This window comes from Phormidium yuhuli AB48 (genome assembly GCF_023983615.1).
GTDB classification, from domain to species: Bacteria; Cyanobacteriota; Cyanobacteriia; order Cyanobacteriales; family Geitlerinemataceae; genus Sodalinema; species Sodalinema yuhuli.
In genome coordinates, this window is sequence record NZ_CP098611.1 from 3,950,650 (window position 1) to 3,976,277 (window position 25,628).

The 25,628-nt window shown below is 50.9% G+C and carries 16 protein-coding genes and 1 CRISPR repeat array; of the genes, 8 read left to right on the plus strand and 8 right to left on the minus strand.

Features of this window, described 5'->3' with window-relative positions; genetic code table 11:
- The first annotated feature begins 5 nt into the window (after nt 1-5).
- Complete coding sequence (locus NEA10_RS16965) at nt 6-797, plus strand: Uma2 family endonuclease (protein WP_252662535.1); 792 nt, start codon at nt 6-8, stop codon at nt 795-797.
- 107 nt (nt 798-904) lie between these two features.
- Here the strand turns inward: NEA10_RS16965 and csx2 are convergent, their stop codons facing one another.
- The 8 genes from csx2 to csx18 all read right to left on the minus strand — a co-directional run bounded on the left by csx2 (nt 905) and on the right by csx18 (nt 12,584).
- Nucleotides 905-2,134 (minus strand): TIGR02221 family CRISPR-associated protein, encoded by a 1,230-nt coding sequence (gene csx2, locus NEA10_RS16970; RefSeq protein ID WP_252662536.1) that lies wholly within the window; start codon nt 2,132-2,134, stop codon nt 905-907.
- Between the two features lie 16 nt (nt 2,135-2,150).
- Entirely contained in the window at nt 2,151-4,532 is a 2,382-nt protein-coding gene (locus tag NEA10_RS16975; RefSeq protein WP_252662537.1) for a TIGR03986 family type III CRISPR-associated RAMP protein, read from the minus strand.
- Nucleotides 4,532-5,098 carry a type III-D CRISPR-associated protein Csx19 gene (gene csx19, locus NEA10_RS16980; protein ID WP_252662538.1) on the minus strand — a complete coding sequence of 189 codons (567 nt, stop codon included), beginning with the start codon at nt 5,096-5,098 and terminating at the stop codon, nt 4,532-4,534. The genes NEA10_RS16975 and csx19 overlap by 1 nt, the downstream gene beginning before the upstream one ends.
- Nucleotides 5,095-6,612, minus strand: a complete 1,518-nt coding sequence (locus NEA10_RS16985; RefSeq protein ID WP_252662539.1) for an RAMP superfamily CRISPR-associated protein — start codon at nt 6,610-6,612, stop codon at nt 5,095-5,097. The genes csx19 and NEA10_RS16985 overlap by 4 nt, the downstream gene beginning before the upstream one ends.
- Nucleotides 6,613-6,626: 14 nt before the next feature.
- Complete coding sequence (locus tag NEA10_RS16990; protein WP_252662540.1) at nt 6,627-9,032, minus strand: RAMP superfamily CRISPR-associated protein; 2,406 nt, start codon at nt 9,030-9,032, stop codon at nt 6,627-6,629.
- Between the two features lie 116 nt (nt 9,033-9,148).
- Nucleotides 9,149-10,855, minus strand: a complete 1,707-nt coding sequence (locus NEA10_RS16995) for a Cas10/Cmr2 second palm domain-containing protein (protein WP_252662541.1) — start codon at nt 10,853-10,855, stop codon at nt 9,149-9,151.
- 273 nt (nt 10,856-11,128) lie between these two features.
- The gene (gene cas6 / locus NEA10_RS17000; protein WP_252662542.1) at nt 11,129-12,220 is read right to left on the minus strand and encodes a CRISPR-associated endoribonuclease Cas6; all 1,092 of its coding nucleotides are present in this window, start codon (nt 12,218-12,220) and stop codon (nt 11,129-11,131) included.
- Between the two features lie 40 nt (nt 12,221-12,260).
- Nucleotides 12,261-12,584: a CRISPR-associated protein Csx18 gene (csx18, locus tag NEA10_RS17005; protein ID WP_252662543.1), complete on the minus strand. Its 324-nt coding sequence runs from the start codon at nt 12,582-12,584 to the stop codon at nt 12,261-12,263.
- A 119-nt stretch (nt 12,585-12,703) separates the two neighbouring features.
- Between csx18 and cas1 the strand changes: the two genes are divergently transcribed.
- From cas1 to yidD, 7 genes are all read left to right on the plus strand, one after another.
- Nucleotides 12,704-13,717, plus strand: coding sequence for a CRISPR-associated endonuclease Cas1 (gene cas1 / locus NEA10_RS17010; RefSeq protein WP_252662544.1), 1,014 nt, complete (start codon nt 12,704-12,706; stop codon nt 13,715-13,717).
- Complete coding sequence (cas2, locus tag NEA10_RS17015) at nt 13,717-14,001, plus strand: CRISPR-associated endonuclease Cas2 (protein WP_252662545.1); 285 nt, start codon at nt 13,717-13,719, stop codon at nt 13,999-14,001. Before cas1 ends, cas2 begins: the two co-directional genes overlap by 1 nt.
- Nucleotides 14,002-14,301: 300 nt before the next feature.
- Nucleotides 14,302-20,386: a CRISPR direct-repeat array (repeat unit 37 nt; unit sequence GTTTTTTCCTATCTTTTCCCCGCAAGGGGACGGAAAC).
- A gap of 365 nt (nt 20,387-20,751) precedes the next feature.
- Nucleotides 20,752-21,897 carry a transposase gene (locus tag NEA10_RS17020; RefSeq protein ID WP_252665290.1) on the plus strand — a complete coding sequence of 382 codons (1,146 nt, stop codon included), beginning with the start codon at nt 20,752-20,754 and terminating at the stop codon, nt 21,895-21,897.
- Between the two features lie 227 nt (nt 21,898-22,124).
- Nucleotides 22,125-22,418 carry a hypothetical protein gene (locus NEA10_RS17025; protein ID WP_252662546.1) on the plus strand — a complete coding sequence of 98 codons (294 nt, stop codon included), beginning with the start codon at nt 22,125-22,127 and terminating at the stop codon, nt 22,416-22,418.
- A 497-nt stretch (nt 22,419-22,915) separates the two neighbouring features.
- Nucleotides 22,916-24,433 carry a class I SAM-dependent methyltransferase gene (locus tag NEA10_RS17030; RefSeq protein ID WP_252662547.1) on the plus strand — a complete coding sequence of 506 codons (1,518 nt, stop codon included), beginning with the start codon at nt 22,916-22,918 and terminating at the stop codon, nt 24,431-24,433.
- 117 nt (nt 24,434-24,550) lie between these two features.
- Nucleotides 24,551-25,045, plus strand: a complete 495-nt coding sequence (locus NEA10_RS17035) for a hypothetical protein (protein WP_252662548.1) — start codon at nt 24,551-24,553, stop codon at nt 25,043-25,045.
- Nucleotides 25,046-25,080: 35 nt separating this feature from the next.
- Nucleotides 25,081-25,626, plus strand: coding sequence for a membrane protein insertion efficiency factor YidD (gene yidD / locus NEA10_RS17040; protein ID WP_252662549.1), 546 nt, complete (start codon nt 25,081-25,083; stop codon nt 25,624-25,626).
- Nucleotides 25,627-25,628: the final 2 nt, after the last annotated feature.

The window sequence follows — 25,628 nt, forward strand, 5'->3', positions numbered from 1 at the left end:
GAACCATGTCTGAGAATGTAACTCAATCTCAGGGGTATGAGCCAGGGGTGGACTGGACGCCCCCCATGCCACCAACGGACTTAATCTTTGACGACGGAGAACCTTTGGAAACTCATCGCCATCGCATTGCTATGAACGTCCTCATTGCCTCGGCTCACGGGGCTTTGACGGGGCGGGAGGACTACTTTACGGGGGGCAATATGTTCGTCTATTTTAGTAGCGAACAAGCCCGAAATCGGGACTTTCGGGGACCTGATTTTTTTGCAGTCTTGGATGTAGACCCCCATCCCAACCGGGAGCGTCAGGGTTGGGTGGTTTGGGAGGAGGGGGGACGTTATCCCGATGTGATTGTGGAGTTGACCTCGGGGTCAACGGCGCGGGAGGATTATGGGCGCAAGAAAGAGATTTATGAGCGGGTGTTTCGGACTCGGGACTATTTTGTCTATCATCCCTTTGACCCCCAGTCGTTACGGGGTTGGCATTTGGAGGGACGGGGGTATGAGGATATCCCCAGGGGCGATCGCGGTTGGCTTTGGTGTGAGACCCTCGGGGTTTGGTTGGGGGTTGAGGAAGGGACGGTGCAACGGGAAACAGCCCCCTGGTTACGCTTTTTTAGGCCCGATGGCAGTCTAATTTTGTTGCCGGAGGAGGAAGTGCAACAGGAACGACAGCGGGCTGAGGTGGAACGACAGCGGGCTGAGGTGGAACGACAGCGGGCCGAGGCGGAACGACAGCGGGCTGAGGCAGCGTTAGCGGAGTTGGAACGTCTCAAAGCCCAACTGGGGGAGGAACGGTAGTAGGGGCGAAAAATTTTTCGCCCCTACAATTTTGTATCAAATGTAACAAATTACAGTCTATATCCTGAAGATCCGAAATTTATGGGAAGTCCGACTCTCCTCTGATGTTATTGGGGTAGAACTGTCATCAGAGTTTTGATGTCTTTGAGTAAATCTTTTTTAACAAAGTCACTCATTTTTGCAGCCGACAGTGAATCTGAACGCATCTCAGTATGCGCTAAATCGTTGCGGACCTCTCGAAGGCGTGACCAAAACTTGGATAACCAATCTAAGTCTAAGTCTGGGATCATCGTGACCAAACCTTCTAAAGCTAGGGGGCGAGGTTTTTGAGTATCCTCTCGCCAAACCACTAAAGAATTTAGACCCCGTTCAACATCTTGACGTTCGTCTTTACCTAGGTAGTTAAATTTCAGGGCTACACATAGAACTGAAACGGTTAACTCTCGCCCCATTAAAATTGCCTGAGCACTCAATGATTTGTCAATATACCACCCTAGCAAGTCAACCTGCTTACGCAAGGTTTCTTGGGAACTCGCTTCTCGCGGGTTAGGGAGCGCAAATTGATGATAATCGGCTTGAATTTTATCCAGCAACAATGAAAAGGGTTGAGCAAATGCACCGACATCTTCCTGTAAATCTTCGTAAGAAATTTTGTCTAAAAGTGCCGTTTCTTCCATGAGTTTCAAAGGACGAACCAACTCAATACTCTCGGAGATAGCTTGAATTCGCTTGCCAAAATTACTCAATTGACGAGGACTCACGGGTTCCCGTTTTTGACGTCCTTGTTTGTAGAAGTCACGTTGGATATTCGTCAGAAGTTGACCTAAATCCTTAGCCGAACCGGTATCGAGGAATTTATCCGTCGCCGTCAGCCAATCGATGAATTTGAGGGTTGGGGTGAGGTCAAAAATGGGCGATCGCGGGCGATCGCGTTCATAAGCCCCATAATACACGCCACCAATCTTGACATTACGGGACTTTTGCAAATACGTCCCCGCCAGGAAAACAAACAGTGGAATAGAACGGAACGAATGCGTTACATCTAAAACAATCGTTTCCCCAGGTTCCACGGCATTCACAACCGCCTCAAAAATTTGCCAAAGTTCCTCCTCAGAGCGACCTGATGGAATAAAAACCTCCTCAGCATTTTCCACAGCTTTTGAGAACATCATCCAATGAGTGTCTCGGGCTTCCGTGGTCAAAAAGGCTTGAACGGTATCAATGTCAAAAAATTCATTGATTGCCGCCGCGACATACTTGGTAGTCAATTCCTGGTCTTCCCAAGTATAGGTGGTTTGAGCGTAATTTCCCGTGCCTAGAAAAGTCAGAAGTTTCATGTTATTTTTCGTTAACTTAAGATTGAGTATTTGTCTTAGTTGGCTGAATTGGGAAGCTATCAGGAGCGGGGTCCGCTAAATCTGGAAGCGTCAGTTTCATGCCCGATTCATCTCTGCTTTCTCGTTCATTCTCAACAAACCACTTGAACGCTTCCCCTTCAGGAGTCGGATGTGGAGTTACCCGTGGATAGTGAACCGCCGCATTGTCGTCAAAACCTTTCGCGGAACGGCCAAAAGCGGTAATAAAGCGCACATTGTTAAACTCTCCGCCATAGGCAGCTTCCACGGCTTTTTGATAGGTTTCCACACATTGACTGACATTGATGGGTTTCACCACGACCTCATCGGGGAGTAGGGTTTGATAAAACTCCGACCAATCCTGACCGGGACGTAAATCCGTTTGTGACTCGATTAAATCTAGCCGGACACTGCCGAAACCTAGGGGTTTGCCACCTCCTAAACGATGGAAATGAAGGTCAGGGAGGGTCAAGAGATACAACAAGCCGCCAAGTTCTACCTCGGATAAATTCACCACATCAATATCGAAGGTAAACTCAGTCCCCACTTTGACCCAGTTTTTCATCGACCGATTTTGGTCGTCTTTTTGTTCGACTCCGTTGTTTTGCGGACGGCGGTATTCTTGGTAATGACCTTGAACGTCTCGTTGTGTCTGATCTTGCTGGGGATTGTTCCAGTGACTCGTGGGGAGTCCTTGATGGTGGACATACACTTTTCGACCCCGCAAACCTTGATTGGTGGAATTGTAGCCGCTGCCTTTGCCTCTTCCGTTAAGGGGTTTTCCTTGCCGGTCTTGCGCATTATAAAACCCAGCTTGTTGAGGTTTGGGTTGTCCGAGGATGGCGAGGGGAACGGGAGTGTGGCTGAAGTCATGGAGGGGGTCATCGCTTTGACAGGTGACGCTATGAATCCGTAGTTGTCCTTTGTAAGACCCTTTACCCTGTTGGTTAACCCAGCCGAAAACCCGGTCTGCTGGGGAAAGTTGGCTTTTGTCGGCTTGGGTAGCCGGTTTGAGACTTGAATGTAGCAGTGAGATGGGGGCTTGGTTGAACAGTCCCCGAGTAATCATGACGGGATAGAGTCCCTCCACTTGACAGCGTTGACCCGAATTTCGGGCTTTGGCGTAGCAGAGTGACCCCTCACTTAACTGACGTTCGGCGGCCCCGCTAATTACCTGTCGCGACCAACAGGAATTGTTGAGGGCGGGGGGAGATGTCCAGCCTTTGCGAAGGTCTTCTTTGTGGGTTTCTTGATAGTTGGTGATTAGTTCTTTCCATTGACTTCTCAGGTCATTAGATAGAGGACAACAAATGGGTGGATCTTGACTAAAAAAGACCCGTTCATCATGTTTCCCGTCAATGTTTTTGTTGGTGATATAGACAAATCCAGAAAATTGACGGAGGTCTTGTCCAATTGATTGGTGACGTCCCGAACCTGATGATCGATTGGGGGCAGTCCCGAGATCTCCTCCAGATTTGACGATTTTACGAACTTTCCAATAGGAGAAAACTGACCCACCACTAGAGTTTTGTCTCTCAAACTTTTCTGCCCAAAAATCTACGGCATCCCCATGTTGAGGCAAAGACCCATCGGGGTAGGTGAGTTGACGGCGGGGGCGAGTGCTGTTGGGATTATAAAAGGGAAGCCAGGCGGCATACATGGGACCCTCGGGACGCCCATCAGAACCAATCCCGGATGTGCCAGGATACAGCTTGATTTCGTTGTTTTCAATGCGGGCGGGAACCATCTGTAGCCCCATTTGGGCGGGCATTCGATAGGCTAACCGCATATCATGGGGGTCGAGGACGGAAAGGCGAGAGTTGGTGACGGCTTCGTAGGCGGACCGCAACATCCCTCTCAGGGAGGTGGGGGGAAGGTAGGGTTTCCCTTGGGCGTCGAGACGGGTGGGAAAGGTTTTATGACCTTGTCCGTCTTCCTCCATCTCGGAAGCGTCGGGGATGAGGAGGGGGGTGATAGTGGTGAGTTTGACGGCGATGCGTCCTGTCCATTGGTTGGCGTGGTAACGACCATGACCGATGGGTTTGCGATCGCCCAATTCCCCGGTTATCTTGTTCCGAGGTAAGGCAGGGACGAAGTTGTAGGGATTGTGAAAAACGTTGGGATTAACGGTTTTCGGCCGGGGCCTCGCTTGGAAGACCCCACCCACTTCTCGAACTCGACAGGGCTGGTTGTTGTCGAGTTCAAACTCAACTTCGAGTCCATTAAGGGCTTGGGGGTCTCTTCTGTGACTTGTGTAGAGAGAATTGGTAAGAATTTTCTTGCCAATTCCCAAGGTTTTGCTTTCATTAGAATTATCATCAAACTGTAATTCAATTGAGCCATTTTTATCAATTTTTAACTCACCCTTTAATACAGACATTACTGAACCTCCAATTTAACTAAACGTTCTTCGATAACGGCAACATTGCAAAACTCATCCACCTCGGCAAGATATTCCCGAGAGTGGAGAGAAACCCGTTGGTTTTTTTTCAACGACTGGCTGAGGGGTACATCCAGTTTGCCGATACGGGCTTCGGCCAGACGTTGCCAACCCTGTTTGAGGTTAACCTGGGGGATGGCTTTACCCCAAAGAAGATAGGTTTGACTGAGATGACTGTTCAGGGTAGTTTCTCGGCTGTTGAATGTCTCGGAATTGAGGTCGAGATCACTGTCAGCGAGAATCACGAGAAACCCATTCCCCTGGTTCTCATTTAGCCAACGCAGTTCACAGGTTTCATTGAAAATTCGGGCTTCAAAGTAGTGGCTGAGGGTTAGGGATTGACCGTGGCTACCGCAGATGTTGCCGTCTTGAACTTGGGCAAGATGACAGGACTGGGGAGAGTAGAGGAGGGCATTGGCCCCCATCTGTTGCGCCTGAGTTGTCTGAATGGCTTGGTCTAGGGACATGGGCGATCGACTGACCCAACTGTATAATTTTTCTGTCATGCTGCACCTTTCGTTTGGTTTTGTTCAATCCAGTCTTGCCAGGCGACGCTTAATTCCAAACGTAAGTCGTCGCTGAGTTGGGAAAAATCGGGTCCCAGGCTGAGGTCTCCCGCCAGTCCGGGGATGTCGCTGTCTCCCTGAACCTGGAGGGTCATGTCGGTGACGGCGACGGTTCCCATGCCGCGATTGGTGCCGTAACCGATGGGAATCTTGCGGTTGGCAAAATCCCGTAAGACCAGTAACAACAGGGCAACGGCCGGCTGCACTTGGTCAGGAAAACGGTCTTCTAATCGGGCTAAATCCACCTGAATACCAATGGGGTCCCACTCCACACCAATGGGTTCCAAGACGCTGTACAACATCCCCTCCGCTGCACCCCCTGTCCAGCGGTCAATGGCCACATGGACGGCGGGCTGGAGTTTCTGATAGGGTTTCATCCCCACGGCGGTTTTGAGTTCGGACTTGAAGCCATCATGTAAGTCTGTGGCCCGTTCGACGTTGAACCAGCCGTCTTCGGAGATGGGGAGGGTTCCGTAACAGTCATCGAGGAAGAGAATCCCCATCCCTATCTGATTTGGGTCTCGACCTTTCTTAGAGGGGGCCCCAAAAATCTCGTTGATGAGATTGAGGTGGATTTGGTCGGCAAACTCTTCTCCGGTGGGGGTTTGGCAGACGGTGCGGATAATGCGTTCGGCGTGGGACCGCAGGACGCCTTTGAGGGAACTTCCGGGAATGACGAAGCGCACCCCTGAGTCAACTTGACTGACGAGGGGTAACATATCTACGGCAATCCCGTCGGCTTCGGCTTTCACCATAACCGGGTCTCGGGGCGTCCAGCTAATCTGGATATCCAGGGACAGGGGCATCTCGTAGGCGGCTTTGGCTTGGAGGTCCGCTGTCCAGGGTTGCGGGGTTCCGCCGTTGAGGAGGCTGTTGAATAGACCTGCGGCATGACTGAGGTCTTGGCGGTGGATGTTTAGATTCTCCAGTTTGACCCGTCCTAAGCCGCGAGTTTTGGCGGCGCCGATGCGGATGTCTCCGTTTTGGAGGGCGTTGAGGAGTTGCCAGAGGGCAATGGGGTCGTCATTGGTTTGGCTGTCAAAGGTGAGGTTGAGGGTGAAACTGACGCCTTTGGGAAGGATGGCGCGGCTGTATTTGAACCGTTCGGCGGCGGTTCCGCTGTGGCGGTCAATGCCTACTCCTTCGCGAATTTCGATGGGTTTGCGGGTGTGGATTTTGGCGTCGTCGATGATAATCTGGCTGGCCCCGTAATCTTTGGTTTCATGGTCGCCCCAGATGTGTTTGATGGATGCGTCATTTTGATTGGGTAGTTGGGTCATCCAACTACGGAAGGCGCCGGCGAGACTGGTTCCGGGGAGGTAGTATTGACCGCGACCGTTGACGGCTAGGGCTAGGTCGGTGTCGGCGTCGCCGCCAATGCCTCCGATATGGATGGGGGTTTGGGCTTTGAGTTCGCCGGTGATACTCCAGCGGTTGTGAATTTGTCGTGCCATGTTGGGGTTTTGGGTTAGTGGTTCTGCTGGACTTTTTCGAGGTCTCGTTTGTGGGCGCGAATCATGGCATCGACTAGGGTGCGGACGGCTTCGGCCCAGAGGGTGGCTTGGAGTTTGCTGGTTCCATCGTCGGTGAGGGTCAGTTTTTTAGAGTCCAGATTGAGGATTTGCCAGATTTTATTCGTGTCGGTCACGAGGTCTTTAATTTGCCTGAGGCTGTTGCCGGGCCATTTCTCTCGACGGTTTTCAACGTTTTCTAGGGCGGTAATCCAGGAGGTGATGGCGCTGCTGTCGTTTCGTTTTCTGAGTTTTCCTAGGACCGATCGCAGTCCCCCCAATTGACTCATGGGTGGGCAACTGTCCTCACCGCTGATTTTGATGCCCAGGACTTCTTCTCGTTTTTGAGGACTTTGGGCGATCGCCAAGGCTTTAGACTGAATCGCCTCACGCCAAGCGGCTTTTTCGATGAGACGGGCATATTTGAAAACGTCATCAGACACTTGAGTTGTTATTTGGGTGTTCTTGTTTTTTGAGAGTAAAATAGCTGTAGTATTTTGCGTTTTGGACTTACCTACATTTGAATTTCGCTGTTTTTGACTCAAGTTTTGGTCGGTGAGTAAGGGGTCATTAAAGGAGAGTTGTCCGTAGCCTTCGGCGCGGCGATCGCCCATTCCTCGGATGGCTACTTGTTTGAGTTTGTTGGGGTCGAGATTGCCCTCAACGGTATAAACTAAACAACTTCCAGCTTGCCAACCTAATAGGGAGGGACGGGGTAAGCCCCAACGCACTTGCCAGGATTCGGTGCGCCGCTGGCGTACCATCATGGAGAAGCAGGTGGGGTGTTCACGGAGTTCGAGGCTGACTCCTAATTCCTTTTCTAAGGCTTGGGTGAAGTCGTCGGGATTCAGGGTGGGGTTGAGGCGATCGCCCCGCATCAAGACATCAGATAAAAACCAGACATATAGAAGATTATTTGAGTCTATATCTTGACTTTTTACCAATTGCGTTTTAACAGAGGCTGAAGAAGAGCCAACGGTAATCTTGACCCCGCCATATTGGTCTTTTTTAGATTGACCAATCCGGGTTTTTCCAGTTAGCAAATCATGCCAATTTGGGTCATTCGTGGACAGTTGCTGATTAACCGCAGCAGAGACTCGTAACTCGGCTTGAAAGGTGAGTCCGGCGGGGATGGCTTCGTAGCTATAAAGTCCGCCAACGTCTTCGCTGGGGCGTTGGATCTCATCTTTGATGGTGTTGTGGGTATAGAGGGCTAAATCCACTTTTCCATAGGCGGGTAAGGCGTTGTTTGTCCAAGGGCCGAGATAGCCACCCCGTTCGCCTTTGAGTTGGATTCCTTGGGGGCTGACTTCTTGAAAGCGGTTGTACAGGTTACGGCCTTTGCTGAGACCGCCATCGAGTTTTTCACCAAAGAGACAGAAAGGGGTGGGACGACCTGGCTGTTGGTCAATCTCTAGGGTGGCGTTGGTGAGGATGAGGGCGTTGTTGGCGATCGCCTGGCTGATGTTGACGCAATTACCCAGTTTCTTATGCAAATAGCGCAACAGATAGCGACCGGGAATATAATCGAGGCATTCGACGAGGTTGCCCACAGTCCGGGCCGGTAACACCAGGGGGGACTCAGTGATCACGGTTAGGGGGACCGTTACCCAAGTCCCGTCGGTATTTAGGGTATTGTTAAGCAGGCTGACGGCGCAATTTGTGGGCTGTAATTCAGGAACGTCAGGAACTTGTCCATAGTTGTTTTGCAACCAAACTAAGGGATCTCCGTTGTCTCCCCAGTCGAGTTGAATCTCACAACGACCATTTCCCCGACGGCGTTTGCCTCCTAGCCGTTGTACCATTTTGGCCCCAGCGGTGAGGAGTCCTTGGACAAAGGGAAGGTACTGATTTGGGGATAGACCGGGATAGGCATCACTGAAATTGACTTGGGCCTCGGCGGTGAGGGTGGCCCCCTGACGTACCATCTCTTCAAAGCGAAGATAGTCCTCTTTGGCACAGCCGGATTCTGGATCAATGGCGACACCGGGCTTCATGAAGGCGATCGCCGTCCTCAGTTCCTGCTTCTGGCCCAGGGCCTGACGCAAGTTTTCATCTAACCGTGCCGAATGAATCGAGACAATGGCGGGCCGAGGTTCGTTTTCTAAGGGAGTTGTCGCTAGGGCCGGTTGATCGCCAAAGAGAACGTTTAGCCAATCATTCCACTGGCCCGTGAGTCCGCCATCTAAGGCCTGGGCCGCCTGTTCGCAGCCATCTCGTAATATCCCGGTGAGGGTTTTGGCGGGGAGATAGGGTAAATCATCGGCATCTCGTTGCACAATGCTGTCAAGTTCGGCCCGTCCGGTTCCAGATCCGACGTGCCAGTCGCTGTGCATGGTGATGGTGAGGGAGAAGGGAATCATAGGTTAGAAAGGCAAGAGGCAAGAGGCAATAGGCAATAGGGGCGGTAGGATGTGTTCCGGCATTGTGGGGGCGAAAAATTTTTCGCCCCTACCTGGGCATCATCCTGGGCAAACGATTAGAGAAATTCTTGGGCATCGAGGGCATCGAGAAAGGTGGTGTGGAAGTTAATTTGGCCCTTGTCTTGGCTTTGGTAAAACAAGGAGGTTTTCTCGTTATCCTCTGCAAACCATTCTAGGGAATAACGCTTCTGAATCAGGGCATATTGGGCGTTGGCGGCTTCTCGACCTAGAAATAGGGCGGTTCGTAGGGCGTGGGACTGGCTACTGGGGAGTTTGACGCCGCTATCTCTATCTTGGTCCCCGTCAGGATCTGACTGGAGACGGGTCACGCGATCGCATAGCCGAGTCCAGTGATGCTGGCTGGCCCAGTCTTGACCCTCGGCAGATTCGAGTTTCTCTAACTCGGTGACCACGTAGGGACGGTTATAGAGATAGGTGGTGGCTTCAGGCTGGAGGTTACGGCGAATGCGTTCTAGGTCAATATGGGTGCTGTCATAGAGAATGTGGAAGTCGATCGCGGAACAGGGGAACGGCGTAATTGGCTTGGAGTTCGGTTTGATAATGGTCTGTTTAACGGATTTGGCAGATTTAATCAGGCTTTCGGCCAGTTCGTAGGCGACGGAGAAGGGGAAATGGGGTTTGATAATGGCAATTCCGGCACAGGCGGAAAGGCGGTTGATACCGAATTGTTTTTTGGCGATTTTGGGGATTTTCTCTTTCTGTTCGGTTTGGGCTTCAAACTGGGTTAGGAAAACTTGGGTAAATTTTAGGGCGGCTTTTCCGTCACAGACGACGGTCAAGTCGTCCCCTCCGACAATGAGAGGAACGAGGGGAACGGCTTTCTTCTCTTTATCCTTTTTATCATCTTTCTTAAAGGCTTCCTGAATCGCTTTTTCAAAGGCGGCTTCTGTGCATTCGTCCAATTCTAAGGAAAATTCTCGGTAGCTGCTGATATACTCTCGATTGGATGGGGCTGTCCCCAGACAGTTGGCGAAGTTCAAGAAGATTTGTCCGAGACCATTCCCGTCGGCGTGGACAATGGCTAACCACTCGACATCCCCTTCTAATTGATTGATATTTTGAATGAGTTTGGGGGTGCTATTTTCTGAGGGGATTTGATGTAAGCGACGGATTCCGGCTTCGGCGGCTTTGCGTTTTCTGTAACTGACTTGGGAGATGGGAACTTGCTCGTTTTCTGGGGTATGTTCGAGGCGAGAGGCGGGGAGGCCACTGAAGGAACAGTCGGCGATGATGGGTAATCTTAGGAAGCGGGCGTCGGCGGTGGGACGGTAGGGTTGGGTTTCTTCAAAGGTTTTGTGAACGTCTTGGATGGCTGTGTCGAGACTGTTCGTCTGGTCCCAGTTTTGGATGGCAACGAATACCCCGGAGAGGTTGAGTCCTGGCGCTTCTGCGATCGCCCGCTGGGTGACTCGACGAATCAGGTCTTTGGCATCCTCTTCAGTCCGGGACAGAATTAGGGCTTTGCCGGAAGTTGCAATAATGATTTCGAGGGGTTTGTCCCCCTGTTCGATGGCAGGGTTAAGATCCTTGTTGCGCAGAATCTCTCGTAACTCTTGGCTATTGGCCCATTGGCCTAATTCTGGGGTTTGGTTGATGTCGGCAACGGCATCGAGAACCCAGCGAGTTCCGGCGCGGTAGGTGAGTTCGGAGGCGCCGATGTTTTCTTTGAGTTTGTTGGTGGAAAAGATGAAGTTCTGATTCCCAGAGGTTTCTAGGAGAACCAGGTAGGGGGAAGCCGTCATAAGATAGGGAGTCGGTAGATTTAAGCTAGGCGGGCTGGGCTGGGAACTGGTCGGAATTGGGCGATCGCTGCTGCGGGGGAGGGGAGAGTCTCTGGATGGGGCTACTTTACCAGGAACCCCCTGCATTTTAGCGGATCGATCGCTTTTTATTTAGATTTTACGTTTCATAACAATTCAGCCATGAGGATTGAGGTCTTCTGGGGGTAGGGAATGGGCGGGTGTCATGGGTTCGGTTTCGATTATACATCCTAGGTTGAAGACCCCTCTTCAAAATTATTTAGAGTCAGGGAGATTGAGGCTGCGGCGGGCGAGTTTGGCATAGGTTTTGACGGTTTCATAGGGCATGTCTAGGTCTTGGGCGATCGCCGTGAGGGATTCGCCTAATTCTCGTCGGGCCAGGATGGTGGCCCGGGTTTGGCAGACTTGACGGGCGCGATCGCTCTCGGGGCGTTTCTGCTGCGTCAGAAGTTGGTCGGTGAGGTCGGCAATGCGATCGCCGAGATGGGTTTGTGGACTGGGGGGGTGAGGATGGGAATCCTGCCAGCCGAGGCGGGTTTGCCCCAGGCCAAAGGTGGTTTTATGACCGGTCCCGCAATAGGGGGCATAGTGGATTAGGGCGCTAAAGAGTTGGGCAAAGTCGGGGTTTTGCCGGCTTCCAGCGGCGGAGAGGGTCAGTTCAATGGACCCGGTAAAGCCGGTAACCGACCCTCGCTTGCCGGCGGCAATTTTACTGGATTGGATGTCATGGCGAGATAGGCTCACATGGCTGTCTATCCAGTCCAGGAAGGGGTCGGGTTCGACAAAAATGCCTGAAAAGTTATTCCAGCGGCGTAGGTAGCTTTGAAAGAGGTTTGCGGGGTTTGGGAGGGGCAGGTGATGACCGCGATGGCGGAAGCTGGTGGGGGAGATGAAGCTGAGGGCGAAACGCCGCTGGCGGGGAGATTGGTAAAGTTGGTCATAGGTAGTGGGGGCTGGGGTGATGCGGTGCGATCGCAGATTGAAGCACAGAGAACGCAAGTCGAGGGTTTTAGGGAGACGGGTGAGCCAGGTTTCGGCCCAGGTAACGAGGGGGGTACTAAAGAGGGTTAGCCGCCACTGGTAGGACTGATTAGTCTGGATATGCAGGTGGCGGCCGATGACGGGAACTTCTCCGAGGAGGGGGGAGAGGGTGAAGGCTTTGTCGTCGGGGGAGTCGTGCAGTTTGGCGGACAGGTCCGGCTGGGTTTGGCGCACGCAGTCAAGAAACCAGGCATGGAGTCCGATGGCATATTGGGGAAAGAGGGTGCTGGTATGTTGGGGGTGCAGGGCAAACTCGATGCCCAGCAGTTGGCTGGTCGGGGTCCAAGGGGGGGGGCTGACTCCCATAGGTTAAGCTTAGATGCAGATGGCTTGAGTATCTGTTGGATTATAGGAGGTCTTGGTCATTCTCGTCCCGATTATAGTCTCGTGTATAGTTTTGAGGAAGGCGATCGCGGCCGACGTCTACGGCGGATGGGGGACGACCGCTTGACATCGGTGGTGGGCTGGCATCCCGTAGCATGAGGGCCATGGCGATATCTCCGAGTAAGCCGAAGATAAGGCTGCTCACGAAAATTAGCACGGTACAGACAATGACGGCGAATAGTCCCAAGGGGGCAATGATGAGAATGACCCAGGTGATGATGGCGTTGGCTAGGGCCACGGCCAGACTGCGGTAACGGTTTAGTTGTTTGATGAAATTCGCTGACATAGCAACTCCTATCCAGGGAACAGGGGTAAGGATGGATCTATCCTACAGGAGACCCTTGGAAGGAGGGTCTTCTAGGAGGTTTGGTATATACAAGGGGTACTTTGGTGAGGACTGTGGCGATGACCACACTCTATTTGACGGAACCGGGGACGGTGGTAAGTGCCAAGAATCAAACTCTGGACTTGAAGCGGGGAACTTGGCGGCGCAGTTGTCGTTTGGCTGAGATTGATTTGGTGGTGGCGTTACCGGGAGTGCAGTTGACGGGGGCGGCGATCGCTCTGTTGTTGGATAGTGGGGTAGAAACTTTGTTTTTACGGCGGGATGGATGTTTTCGGGGCCGTTTGCAGGGGCAGTTTCACAGTAATCCGAGTTTGCGCTTGGCTCAATATCGGGTGGTGGAAACCACGTTTGGTATGGGGTTGGGGCAAAAACTGGTGTTGGGGAAGATTCGCAATCAGCGATCGCTCCTGCAACGGTGCAATCGGGAGACGGGGGGACGGGTGACGGCCTTGGTGGAGGCGGTGGATATGATGGCCGTGTATGTGCGGAAGCTACAACGGTTGGATGAGCCGTTATCGCGAGATGAGTTGATGGGGATTGAGGGGATTTGTGCCAAAACCTATTTTCAGGCCATGATGACTCAGGTTCCGGCCAGTTGGGGCTTTCGGGGCCGCAATCGTCGTCCGCCTCGGGACCCCGTGAATGCGTTGTTGAGTTGGGGCTATGGGGTGTTGTTGGCCCGGGTGTTTTCGGCGTCGGTTCAGGCGGGATTGGACCCCTATTTGGGCTTTTTTCACGCGACGGAACCCTATCGGCCCAATTTGGTGTTGGATGTGATGGAGGAGTTTCGTCCGTTGGTGGTGGATTGGGTGGTTTGGGGGTTGGTGCGATCGTCGGTGTTGGATCGGCAGGATTTTGAGCCGTCCCCGGATGGAGAGGGGGTTTGGTTGGGGAATTTGGCGAAAAAGCTGTTTTTGGAGCAGTTGGAGCGTCGTTTTCAGTCCAAGCTCCTCTATCCGCCCCAGGAGCGTCAGTTAGTCTTGAGTCAGATTGTTTTGGAACAGGGACGGGCGATCGCTCGGGCTTGTGTGAGTTTACGGTTAGATGAGTTTGAGTCGTTTGAGGTGCGCTGATGAGTCAGTTGTGGTTGGTTTGTTACGATGTCCGCGATAACAAGCGTCGGGCGAAGTTGGCGAAGTTGTTGGAACAGCGTTGTGAGCGGGTGCAGTATTCGGTGTTTGAATGTCCTTTGGAGGAGAGGCTATTGGAGAAGTTATTGCATCAACGCTGGTTGGCGGTGTTGGAGATTCCTGAGGATAGTTTGCGGGTGTATCCCTTGGATGCGCGGGCAAAGGCTAAGGCTCGGGTGTTTGGCTCGCCACCCCCCTATGAACCCCCGGATTTCTTGATTTTCTAGGGCTGAAATGCTGATGAGGTCAGGGATTCGCGCTTTGTGTCGGATTGTAACGAGTTTCGGCGCAAGTCGCGTTCCCTGAAAATCTGGGGTCTAGGTGGGACTAGGGGGCGTTTTTAGGTTTTCTTAAGGTTCTCAGGGCTTGACAGTTTCTCGGAAAGGCTGTAGCTTGAAGCAGTGCGCTAATGCTTGGCTTTCAAGTCGCCTTTTCTCAACTCGAAATGGTTGTGTAACGGGGTGTTAAGGGTGTTCGCGCAAACGGACCTGGAAAACTCCACGCAGCAATGGTTTCAAACCTATAGGGTTTTTTCCTATCTTTTCCCCGCAAGGGGACGGAAACGACGAGACCAATGGAATCACCATCAGAATCGCCCTCAGTTTTTTCCTATCTTTTCCCCGCAAGGGGACGGAAACTCATAGTCCGAAGCGATATATAGGACTTCGACCTGTACGGTTTTTTCCTATCTTTTCCCCGCAAGGGGACGGAAACCGTTTTCTCTGGTCGAGCTCCGAGACAAGGTAGCTAGGTTTTTTCCTATCTTTTCCCCGCAAGGGGACGGAAACGACAGGGTCGTGACTTCCCTCCGAGTAGGCCACGTCGGCGTTTTTTCCTATCTTTTCCCCGCAAGGGGACGGAAACTCCCTTGCTCAGCTTGTAGGCCAATCCTTGCTTGGCGTAGTTTTTTCCTATCTTTTCCCCGCAAGGGGACGGAAACGCTGCAAACTGCATAGCCCGAAGGACACGAAGAGGGTGTTTTTTCCTATCTTTTCCCCGCAAGGGGACGGAAACGTGCTAAAATCCACTTAGATCTGTCTAAAGGGGCAGAGTGTTTTTTCCTATCTTTTCCCCGCAAGGGGACGGAAACTGAAATTGGCCCAAGAGATGGCTGAAACCGAGGCGCAGCGTTTTTTCCTATCTTTTCCCCGCAAGGGGACGGAAACACTGTGCATCTCCTGCATGAGGGCCTTAGTGCCTTCGAGTTTTTTCCTATCTTTTCCCCGCAAGGGGACGGAAACCCTGCGAAGATCATGGGCTTTTTCGGCAGGCTCCCCCACGTTTTTTCCTATCTTTTCCCCGCAAGGGGACGGAAACCCCCGTTGTTCATGTAGATGAGGCCCTCCTCTACGTCGAGTTTTTTCCTATCTTTTCCCCGCAAGGGGACGGAAACACTGGCAGTAAAGTAAACGTTAAAGTGCAATATCACTAAGTTTTTTCCTATCTTTTCCCCGCAAGGGGACGGAAACTACCTCGAATAATGAGGAGCTCTCTGCTAATCTTACGAAGTTTTTTCCTATCTTTTCCCCGCAAGGGGACGGAAACGACTCCAACGCTTTCTCATAATCGAGAAAAGCGTATAGAAGTTTTTTCCTATCTTTTCCCCGCAAGGGGACGGAAACATAGTGGAATAGTCCAGCAGATCGAGAAGCTGAGGGAAGGTTTTTTCCTATCTTTTCCCCGCAAGGGGACGGAAACAGTCAAAAACAAGTTCTAGATTTAGAAGAGGATGACTTGTTTTTTCCTATCTTTTCCCCGCAAGGGGACGGAAACGTTACTTTCGACAGGATAAATAAAGAAAGTAAGGTCTTGTTTTTTCCTATCTTTTCCCCGCAAGGGGACGGAAACTTGTTTCCCAAACAAGCCCTGAGCTAGGTCCATAACCGTCGTTTTTTCCTATCTTTTCCCCGCAAGGGGACGGAAACTCGCAATACGGGGGACCGGTTCCAATCTAATAAACTATGTTTTTTCCTATCTTTTCCCCGCAAGGGGACGGAAACGCGAGGCCCGGGTCGGCGCTCAAGCCCAGCTTGCGCCAGTACCGTTTTTTCCTATCTTTTCCCCGCAAGGGGACGGAAACTAAAATCGTCTATGTCCCAGGACGGAGGTTCTGGGATGCGTTTTTTCCTATCTTTTCCCCGCAAGGGGACGGAAACGAATCTTTCTATTCCCCCTACGAGTTGTACCTAGTTTTTTCCTATCTTTTCCCCGCAAGGGGACGGAAACGGGGGCCCCAGAACTCACAGGGCCGTTCGATAGGGTCCGTTTTTTCCTATCTTTTCCCCGCAAGGGGACGGAAACTCAGTAGAGCTACCAGTCCGGTAACCGACATCTACCCGTTTTTTCCTATCTTTTCCCCGCAAGGGGACGGAAACAAAAGAGACCGTGGGTACGGCCTCTTTGATAGTATCTAGGTTTTTTCCTATCTTTTCCCCGCAAGGGGACGGAAACAGGTAGGCCACGGAGGCTCGGCCCTTTTCAATAGCGGAGTTTTTTCCTATCTTTTCCCCGCAAGGGGACGGAAACGAACGTCTTCGGGCCGTAATGCCTGGGGAAACGTTCCGGTTTTTTCCTATCTTTTCCCCGCAAGGGGACGGAAACCCATATCACCGGTAATGTCATCAGGGCAAACGCACCGTTTTTTCCTATCTTTTCCCCGCAAGGGGACGGAAACTTCCTCGGAGAAGCGGCAAATGGCGTATCCACGGAAAGTTTTTTCCTATCTTTTCCCCGCAAGGGGACGGAAACCCGAATAAAACTTGAGGGGGATGGGACACGTTGTGGCTTTGTTTTTTCCTATCTTTTCCCCGCAAGGGGACGGAAACTTCTTGGCCTTATCGGCCACTCCGACAAATTCCGCGTTTTTTCCTATCTTTTCCCCGCAAGGGGACGGAAACCTTCGTGGTTCAAGCCGGGCAAGGCGACAGTCCGCAGTTTTTTCCTATCTTTTCCCCGCAAGGGGACGGAAACTTGGTGGTTTTTCTCCATACCTTGATCCAAAATCTCTTGGGTTTTTTCCTATCTTTTCCCCGCAAGGGGACGGAAACCTTTGTAGGTTAGTCATGGTATTATTTCCTAGCAGTGATGTTTTTTCCTATCTTTTCCCCGCAAGGGGACGGAAACATGACATTTATCTTAAGCTCTAATAAAAAGGCCTGAAGCGTTTTTTCCTATCTTTTCCCCGCAAGGGGACGGAAACAGGGCGGCAAGTACGCCGTCATAGAGGCCGAGTGTACCGGCGTTTTTTCCTATCTTTTCCCCGCAAGGGGACGGAAACTACGTGCCATTGCTCTAGACCCTCCTGCTCTAGAAGGGTTTTTTCCTATCTTTTCCCCGCAAGGGGACGGAAACCGCTTGTCCTTGGTGTACTTGCCCTCGGGGTCCTGATGCGTTTTTTCCTATCTTTTCCCCGCAAGGGGACGGAAACTCACTTCTTATAGAATTGTAATTCCAAATTCAAAGTTTTTTCCTATCTTTTCCCCGCAAGGGGACGGAAACGAGATTATCTATAGACGATATCAAGTTTATAATACAAGCTGTTTTTTCCTATCTTTTCCCCGCAAGGGGACGGAAACAAAGTTAAAAAAATACCTAGAAAGAGTAGAACTTACAGTTTTTTCCTATCTTTTCCCCGCAAGGGGACGGAAACAAAGCCCCGAATTGCGGCTCCCGGCACAGGCTCGTCACCGTTTTTTCCTATCTTTTCCCCGCAAGGGGACGGAAACCGTGTCGGTAGGCAGGGCTGGAGATGAGTTTCAAGAACAGGTCGTGTTTTTTCCTATCTTTTCCCCGCAAGGGGACGGAAACTCGGTTGAGGTACATGGTTATCTCCTTTAACTTATGAGTTTTTTCCTATCTTTTCCCCGCAAGGGGACGGAAACAATTGGGACCGGCTCCCCGGTGACGTTAAGGAGTTCTTCGTTTTTTCCTATCTTTTCCCCGCAAGGGGACGGAAACGTGCCCCCGGTTGTCATCCCCACCTTGAGGCGCACCGTTGTTTTTTCCTATCTTTTCCCCGCAAGGGGACGGAAACAAATGTAGGCGGCCCAGCAGAGCTCCCACTTCAAATAAGTTTTTTCCTATCTTTTCCCCGCAAGGGGACGGAAACCATTTCTGGAGCGTCGTCCACGAACAAGAACCCCTTAGTGTTTTTTCCTATCTTTTCCCCGCAAGGGGACGGAAACACGAGGCAAGAATTGGTCGAGGATCGGGTGTGACCAGCCGTTTTTTCCTATCTTTTCCCCGCAAGGGGACGGAAACGCCCTAGAATGTTCAGCGGGTTCGTATCGGACCATTTGTTTTTTCCTATCTTTTCCCCGCAAGGGGACGGAAACTCCACTTCGTTGAACTCCTCCTCGCCCACCGGATGCCAGAGTTTTTTCCTATCTTTTCCCCGCAAGGGGACGGAAACATTTTTAGAGCACTGTGTGTAATACCTTTAGGACTACTTAGGTTTTTTCCTATCTTTTCCCCGCAAGGGGACGGAAACGTCCCTATTCCCCCAGCGGAACTCAGGGCCCTTGACGTTTTTTCCTATCTTTTCCCCGCAAGGGGACGGAAACCTCCTTAGAACCGTGGTCGACGATAATAGACCCCTTGCGGGTTGTTTTTTCCTATCTTTTCCCCGCAAGGGGACGGAAACTACGGAGAAAAAGGTGGAGCTGAGATCTTTTTCATCCTCGTTTTTTCCTATCTTTTCCCCGCAAGGGGACGGAAACGTCCGGGTCCGGCTCTTGCCAGCCGCCTTCAAACGCTTTAGTTTTTTCCTATCTTTTCCCCGCAAGGGGACGGAAACATCGAGGGAAGTCTTAGCCCTAAGGACATCATCCTTCAAGGGTTTTTTCCTATCTTTTCCCCGCAAGGGGACGGAAACTTCAAAACTTGATCCGTCCCCGGGATCACGATTGGTTGTTTTTTCCTATCTTTTCCCCGCAAGGGGACGGAAACCTTTTAACTCCCCTTCAAAGACGGCATTGTTCATGGTTTTTTCCTATCTTTTCCCCGCAAGGGGACGGAAACGTAAGAATTTTCATGAGAGCTGGGATGGGGGACGCGATGTTTTTTCCTATCTTTTCCCCGCAAGGGGACGGAAACTCGATGTCACAGGCTTTAACAAATTCCCACTCGGCGTTTTTTCCTATCTTTTCCCCGCAAGGGGACGGAAACTGATAAGCCTTACTAAGCTTATTAATCTTATTGACGATAGAAGTTTTTTCCTATCTTTTCCCCGCAAGGGGACGGAAACATTTCGCCCAGGGTTGATTGGAGGTCAAAGACCTCCCCGGTTTTTTCCTATCTTTTCCCCGCAAGGGGACGGAAACATAAAATAGAAACCCTAATTAGCGCCGATATCCCTCTAAGTTTTTTCCTATCTTTTCCCCGCAAGGGGACGGAAACCGTACGTTATTCAGCAACCCAAGCCAAGCGGCGTCTTGTTTTTTCCTATCTTTTCCCCGCAAGGGGACGGAAACGGGTATCATCCGCCCGATAGGTTTTCCCTAATGGGAGTTTTTTCCTATCTTTTCCCCGCAAGGGGACGGAAACGCCCACGCTTGTGGGGGCGCGACGTTGAATGTTAGAACGGTTTTTTCCTATCTTTTCCCCGCAAGGGGACGGAAACATAGATAAATAATATTGGGGTTCTAGGGTTACATTAAGGTTTTTTCCTATCTTTTCCCCGCAAGGGGACGGAAACAGTCTAATTCAGTTTTCACTCCATAGACTGTTGTTAATACCGTTTTTTCCTATCTTTTCCCCGCAAGGGGACGGAAACAAGGAGTCTCTGGAAAGCTTAAGGGGACTCGGCCTCCCACGTTTTTTCCTATCTTTTCCCCGCAAGGGGACGGAAACAAGGTTAGTCCCTCCCACCACGTAAAGGTGTTCCTGTCGGGTTTTTTCCTATCTTTTCCCCGCAAGGGGACGGAAACTTCAATCGTTGCTAGAGTTTCCTCTAGCTCTTCTTTTCGCGAGTTTTTTCCTATCTTTTCCCCGCAAGGGGACGGAAACTTAGCCTAATTATTACAGAAAGAAATCTACCCGCTCCGTTTTTTCCTATCTTTTCCCCGCAAGGGGACGGAAACTTGTCGTCAGCCGCCTGGGTTAAAGCTTCGCCGGTTTTAGGCGGTTTTTTCCTATCTTTTCCCCGCAAGGGGACGGAAACGTGGAGTGCCTGGCAGTAATGTCAGGTGACAACGAGAAGGTTTTTTCCTATCTTTTCCCCGCAAGGGGACGGAAACATTAAGTCGTAGAGGCCCCCAATACCGCGAGGCCTCAGTTTTTTCCTATCTTTTCCCCGCAAGGGGACGGAAACCTGCTTGGTTACCTGGAGGCTTACGGGTCTGCGAAGGGTTTTTTCCTATCTTTTCCCCGCAAGGGGACGGAAACTCCTTGTTGAGCGCGGTTAAGGAACTTGGTGACTTTCGCCCCGTTTTTTCCTATCTTTTCCCCGCAAGGGGACGGAAACAGTCCTCAGGAGACTTCCAACGGGGAAGAACCTCCCACGTTTTTTCCTATCTTTTCCCCGCAAGGGGACGGAAACCCACATTAGCTGATTGCCCCATAGCAAGTGGGGTTGGGTTTTTTCCTATCTTTTCCCCGCAAGGGGACGGAAACAAAGAATATATTGAAAAAAGGGCGTCCTATCAATACTCCGGACAGTTTTTTGGGCGTTATTGAGTTGAGTCAGTAAGACAAACGCCTGTCACCGGTATCTGGCAAAGGATTCCGGGGAGGTGCCGTCTCGTGCAACAAGTCGAGTTGGGAAAAGAAAGCGAGTTACCGAGGGGGGGAGCGGAGGTCGTTGGCAGAGACGCCAGAGAGCGGCGGTGTGGGTTCGCCGAGTTGGAGAAAAGCTATCCATCGTCTAAAGTGCAGGTGGTAAATCTAACAAAGCTGCACAGATGGATAGCCTCAAGAGCATTGTAGCGGGTCTGGTGGAAACATTTAGCAAACCCCAGCAGAAATTTTTGATGACCCTGATGACCACTCTCTTTGTCGTCTGTGGTCGAGTCAACTATACGAATCTCAGCCGCTACAGCCAGATAAACGAGCGGACTTATCGGCGACACTTCGAGGCGGGTCTAGGACTCGAACGTCTCAACCGCCGCTTAATCGAACAGCTACGACCCGAGGACAGCGAACAGATAGTAGTAGTCGATTGCACCTTCAACGAGAAAAGTGGTCGTCACACCCATGGCTTGGATTGGTTTTACAACAGCAAAGCTCAACGAGCCGAAAAAGGACTCGAATGGTCTGTTGTAGCTATTGTTGACTTGCAGCAGAAGACGGGCTATACCTTGTCAGCCCAACAAACGGAAGCCGACTTGAGAACCGAGAAGACCCCGACCGAAGACCAAGTGGCTTCGAGGAGCCGCTTGGATTTCTACCTCGGGCATCTGGCTTACTGCACCATCTTTTTCCCGGACTGGATTCGTTATGTCGTCGCGGATGGCTTTTACAGCAAGTCCAAGTGGGTCAATGGGGTGGTGGGCTTAGGCTTCGAGGCCATCGGTCGCTTGCGCAGCGATGCTAATCTTAAGTTTCTTTATGACGGCCCTCATCGGGGACGAGGTCGCCCCCGTCGCTATGACGGTAAGGTTGATTTGACTGACCCGAGTCGTTTGACTTTCGTTGCCACTTTAGACGAAGGAGTTTCTCTATACACAGCCGTGGTCTGGTCAGTTAACTTTCGACGACCGGTTCGTTTGGCTTATTTGCTCAAAGAGCAGAATGGACGACGCAGTTACGTGGTCTTGTTTTCCACCGATGTCACCCTTGACCCCCTCCATCTCTATCGTTGTTACACCGCTCGTTTCCAAATTGAGTTTATTTTTCGCGATGCTCGTCAGTTTCTGGGCTTCTCTGATTGTGAGGCCCGCTCCGCTGAAGCCCTCGACTCTCATGTTAATGCCAGTCTCCTGGCTCTCAATTTAGCCAAAGCCACCTTACAATCGACCCACACTCGTGCTGAACCTTTGAGTTTTTCCATCGCCTCTCTCAAACGCTTGGCTCTCAATGAGCATCTTTTTGACCTATTTATCGACAGCTTTGACTTAGACCCGACTTTAATTAAATCCCATCCCAACTACTCGGAACTCCTATCCTACGGTGCTCTTGCATCCTAAATCTGTCCGGAGTATTGGTCCTATAAGACCTGTTTTTTCCTATCTTTTCCCCGCAAGGGGACGGAAACTGAATTCCCACTCGGCACGAGCGTAGTCAAAGTGGATCACGTTTTTTCCTATCTTTTCCCCGCAAGGGGACGGAAACAACAACTAGACTTTAAAAGAGTTATAATATAGAAATTATCTTCCTATCTGTTCTAAGCAAGTGGGTGAAAATAGTGAAAAGTATGGATAACGAATTACTGGATGCTTTAAAAGACAAAATAGATGGAACTAAAAACTCTTCGCTGGCTTTATTTGAGAGTCCATTACAAGTGGTTGGTTATAAGCAATTTACGTACACTACAGTTCAGAGCGGTATAACAATCCCTTATGTAATCATAAAATGGAAAAGCAGCAAAAGAGTATTTTACAATTGTGCTTTAATAAATATTAGACATTTAAGAACATGGAATAATTTTCATGAAGCGAATCGGGACGTTAAACGTCTAATAGAAAACATATATTTAAAACCAAACTAGAAAACGTGTTTCCATATATTTTTGGGTCTTCAGGATATACGGTGTGATTTGTTGCATTTCATACAAAATTGTCGGTGCAAAAAATCCCCTCCTGGGAGGGGTCGGGGTGGGTTCCCCTCCTGGGAGGGGTCGGGGTGGGTTCCCCTCCTGGGAGGGGCAGGGGTGTTTAATGGAATTGTCTTGTTATTAATCGGATTTTAAATTGGGGGGTCGGGGTGGGTTCCCCTCCTGGGAGGGGCAGGGGTGGGTAGGTTTCTTACCGCTCAAGAGTTCCATCGTAACCTGGTCGGGGTGGGTTCCCCTCCTGGGAGGGGCAGGGGTGGGTTCCCCTACAGCAACGGATGTAAACCCCCATAAATTTTCCTGATCACCCTGAATCCAGAAGACCCTCAACTCCTAAAAACTGGACTCTCATGGGTCATGGAGTTACCGATAGGAAAGCAATTGGGACTTATTTAGAGCCAAAATGATTAAAGTATCTTGCTAGATATTAAACCATGGCACTTTCCAAAGAAAAACGGCAATTTGGAGACTTCCAAACCCCAGACCATCTCGCCCAAGAGGTGACTCATCTCCTCAAACAACGCTACCAACTCTCTCCTGAGATGATTCTCGAACCCACCTGTGGAACCGGAGCCTTTATTCGAGCAGCACTCAGGCACTTTCCCACCGCCCACATTCTCGGACGAGACATTAACCCGAGTTACATCCAAGATGCTCAACAATCCCTGGTCAACTATCCTGATGCCCATCAGGTTACCTTGCAACAAGGAGATTTTTTTACAATCGACTGGCAAGGCCTCTTATCTAAACTATCTAACCACATCCTCATTTTGGGGAACCCTCCCTGGGTCACAAGCAGCGAACTCAGTCGGCTCAATCAGCAAAATCTGCCAGCAAAATCTAACCATCAAAATCGACGAGGCATTGAAGCCATTACCGGTTCAGCGAACTTTGATATCTCTGAATGGATGCTGCTCCAGTTTAGCCAATGGCTCCCCCCTCAATCAGGAATCCTGGCAATGCTCTGCAAGTCTTCTGTTGCTCGTAAGGTGGTGAATCAAGTTCAACGAAATCAATCTCAACCCTTTAGTGCTGATATCTATATCATCGATGCCAAACAGCATTTTAATGTATCTGTTGATGCCTGTTTATTCGTCTTTCGCTATGACTCATCCGGGGACTGTTTGTGTCATCTCTATTCTAGCCTTGATGCGCCCATCTCCTCCGGTGCCATCGGCGAACGAAATGGCATCTTAGTTCGTCATATCCCTCAATACGATGCCTGGAGTCATTTAATTGGGCAAAATCTGACCTATACCTGGCGTTCAGGACTGAAACATGATTGTGCCAAAGTGATGGAACTCGAACCCGTGAGTGAGGGACAGTTTATCAATGGAATGGGTCAAACCTATGACCTCGAATCGACCTATCTCTATCCTCTCCTTAAAAGTTCAGATGTTGGCAATGGCAGAACCCAAAACTATCGTAAAGTTGTCCTGGTCACCCAAACCTATATTGGAGAAGAGACCCACCTTATCGAGAACATCGCTCCCAAGACCTGGCGTTATCTCCTTGACCACTCTGAACGGTTAAACAAGCGCAAAAGTTCAATTTATAAAAACAAACCCTTTTATTCTATTTTTGGCATCGGAGATTATTCTTTTAAACCGTGGAAAATTGCAATTTCAGGACTCTATAAAAGCTTAGCCTTTCAACTGATTTCTCCTCTCGGTGACAAACCGGTAATGCTCGATGATACCGTCAACTTTCTTTCCTTTGATAATCAAGCGGAAGCCGAGTTTGTTCTGGAACTCCTCAACTCAGAACCCGCTCAAAGCTGTCTCGATTCAATGATTTTTTGGAACGATAAACGACCAATCACGATTGACATTCTCAGACGACTTTCCCTGCAAGCGGTAGCCCAAGAGCTAGGACTCCTAGACCTCTATACTCATTGGGCGAAAGCCATCCATGTCAACCGTCAGGGTCAATTGGAGTTAGGCCTGTTCTGAAGACCTCAGCCGTCTGTTGCTCTCACTCCTCTTTCTTGTTCCTAATTTTAGAAGACTCTCCCTCCAGGGCAATCTGTATAATAGCTCCAGTTTCCTTAACGGAGTGCCAAACCAACCATGTACAGTATGGACGACGGGATGAGCATCGCCAGACAAGCCAGCCGGGATATCGAGGCTTGGCTGAATGGGATTCCCGAAACCCTCGGCGTCGAAAACGTCGAAGATGAACCGGAATATCAAAAAATGGATGTCGACTTGCTCTGGCATCTCGAAGGGGCCTGTCTGAAAGTGGAAATCAAGGGCGATCGCCACCACAAAACCGGTAACTTCTTCTTTGAAACCCACAGCAACCGAGAACGGGGAACCCCCGGCTGTTTCCTCTACACGGAAGCGGACTGGCTTTTCTACTACTTCGTCACTCCCCGCACCCTCTATCAACTCCCCATGCCCGAAACCCGCCACTGGTTCCTCAAACACCAGCAGCAATTTCGGGAACGCTCCACCCGCACCCCTGTCGGCCGGAGTTTCTACACCACCGTCGGCCGTCTAGTTCCCATCCGTCAAGTCTTGGCGGAAGTTCCCCGCGTCGTCCGGGTGCAATTTGGAACCTAAGCCTATCTTCTCAATCACCTCAACCTTGTGCTGCAATGATGTTTAATCTCTCCTATTTCCCGCTCCCCATTCCCCGTCAAGCCGACCTCTCAACCGCCATCGACTCCTGGCTGCGTCGTCTTCTGATACTGCTAATTTCAGCCTATCAACGCTATCTCTCGCCCCATAAGGGCTATTCTTGCGCCCATCGCCTTCTCCACGGGGGCGAGTCCTGTTCCTGCCATGTGAAAAACGCCCTCACTGAAACCGATCTTCTCACGGCGATCGCCCAATCCAAAACCCGCTTTGCCGCCTGTGCCGAAGCCGCCGCAACCCTAGCGGCTCAGGCAAATTCCGAGGATGACCCCTCCTCCCCGTCACCAACCCCCTATCCCCGCCGTACCTTTATTTACTACAGTTTAGTGGGCTTCACCCTACCCTTTTTTGTCCGTCGCAATCAAGGACAATGTTGCGCCAGTCTCGGTAAATTCCTCTTCCGAGATCACCAACGCCGCCAACGGGACGACCAACAACGGCGCTATTATCAAGACCGACAACGACGCTGGGAAGAGGAACACCGACGACGCAACCAACCCTTCTAAGC

Excerpts from the sequence above, each read along its gene's own strand:
- csx19 (WP_252662538.1), bottom strand. The coding sequence starts at position 5,098 with ATGACAGAAAAATTATACAGTTGGGTCAGTCGATCGCCCATGTCCCTA.
- NEA10_RS17030 (WP_252662547.1), top strand. The coding sequence starts at position 22,916 with ATGGCACTTTCCAAAGAAAAACGGCAATTTGGAGACTTCCAAACCCCA.
- cas1 (WP_252662544.1), top strand. The coding sequence starts at position 12,704 with ATGACCACACTCTATTTGACGGAACCGGGGACGGTGGTAAGTGCCAAG.
- NEA10_RS17020 (WP_252665290.1), top strand. The coding sequence starts at position 20,752 with ATGACCACTCTCTTTGTCGTCTGTGGTCGAGTCAACTATACGAATCTC.
- NEA10_RS16965 (WP_252662535.1), top strand. The coding sequence starts at position 6 with ATGTCTGAGAATGTAACTCAATCTCAGGGGTATGAGCCAGGGGTGGAC.
- cas2 (WP_252662545.1), top strand. The coding sequence starts at position 13,717 with ATGAGTCAGTTGTGGTTGGTTTGTTACGATGTCCGCGATAACAAGCGT.
- NEA10_RS17035 (WP_252662548.1), top strand. The coding sequence starts at position 24,551 with ATGTACAGTATGGACGACGGGATGAGCATCGCCAGACAAGCCAGCCGG.
- csx18 (WP_252662543.1), bottom strand. The coding sequence starts at position 12,584 with ATGTCAGCGAATTTCATCAAACAACTAAACCGTTACCGCAGTCTGGCC.
- NEA10_RS16995 (WP_252662541.1), bottom strand. The coding sequence starts at position 10,855 with ATGACGGCTTCCCCCTACCTGGTTCTCCTAGAAACCTCTGGGAATCAG.
- NEA10_RS16990 (WP_252662540.1), bottom strand. The coding sequence starts at position 9,032 with ATGATTCCCTTCTCCCTCACCATCACCATGCACAGCGACTGGCACGTC.
- NEA10_RS16975 (WP_252662537.1), bottom strand. The coding sequence starts at position 4,532 with ATGTCTGTATTAAAGGGTGAGTTAAAAATTGATAAAAATGGCTCAATT.
- csx2 (WP_252662536.1), bottom strand. The coding sequence starts at position 2,134 with ATGAAACTTCTGACTTTTCTAGGCACGGGAAATTACGCTCAAACCACC.
- yidD (WP_252662549.1), top strand. The coding sequence starts at position 25,081 with ATGATGTTTAATCTCTCCTATTTCCCGCTCCCCATTCCCCGTCAAGCC.
- NEA10_RS16985 (WP_252662539.1), bottom strand. The coding sequence starts at position 6,612 with ATGGCACGACAAATTCACAACCGCTGGAGTATCACCGGCGAACTCAAA.
- cas6 (WP_252662542.1), bottom strand. The coding sequence starts at position 12,220 with ATGGGAGTCAGCCCCCCCCCTTGGACCCCGACCAGCCAACTGCTGGGC.
- NEA10_RS17025 (WP_252662546.1), top strand. The coding sequence starts at position 22,125 with ATGGATAACGAATTACTGGATGCTTTAAAAGACAAAATAGATGGAACT.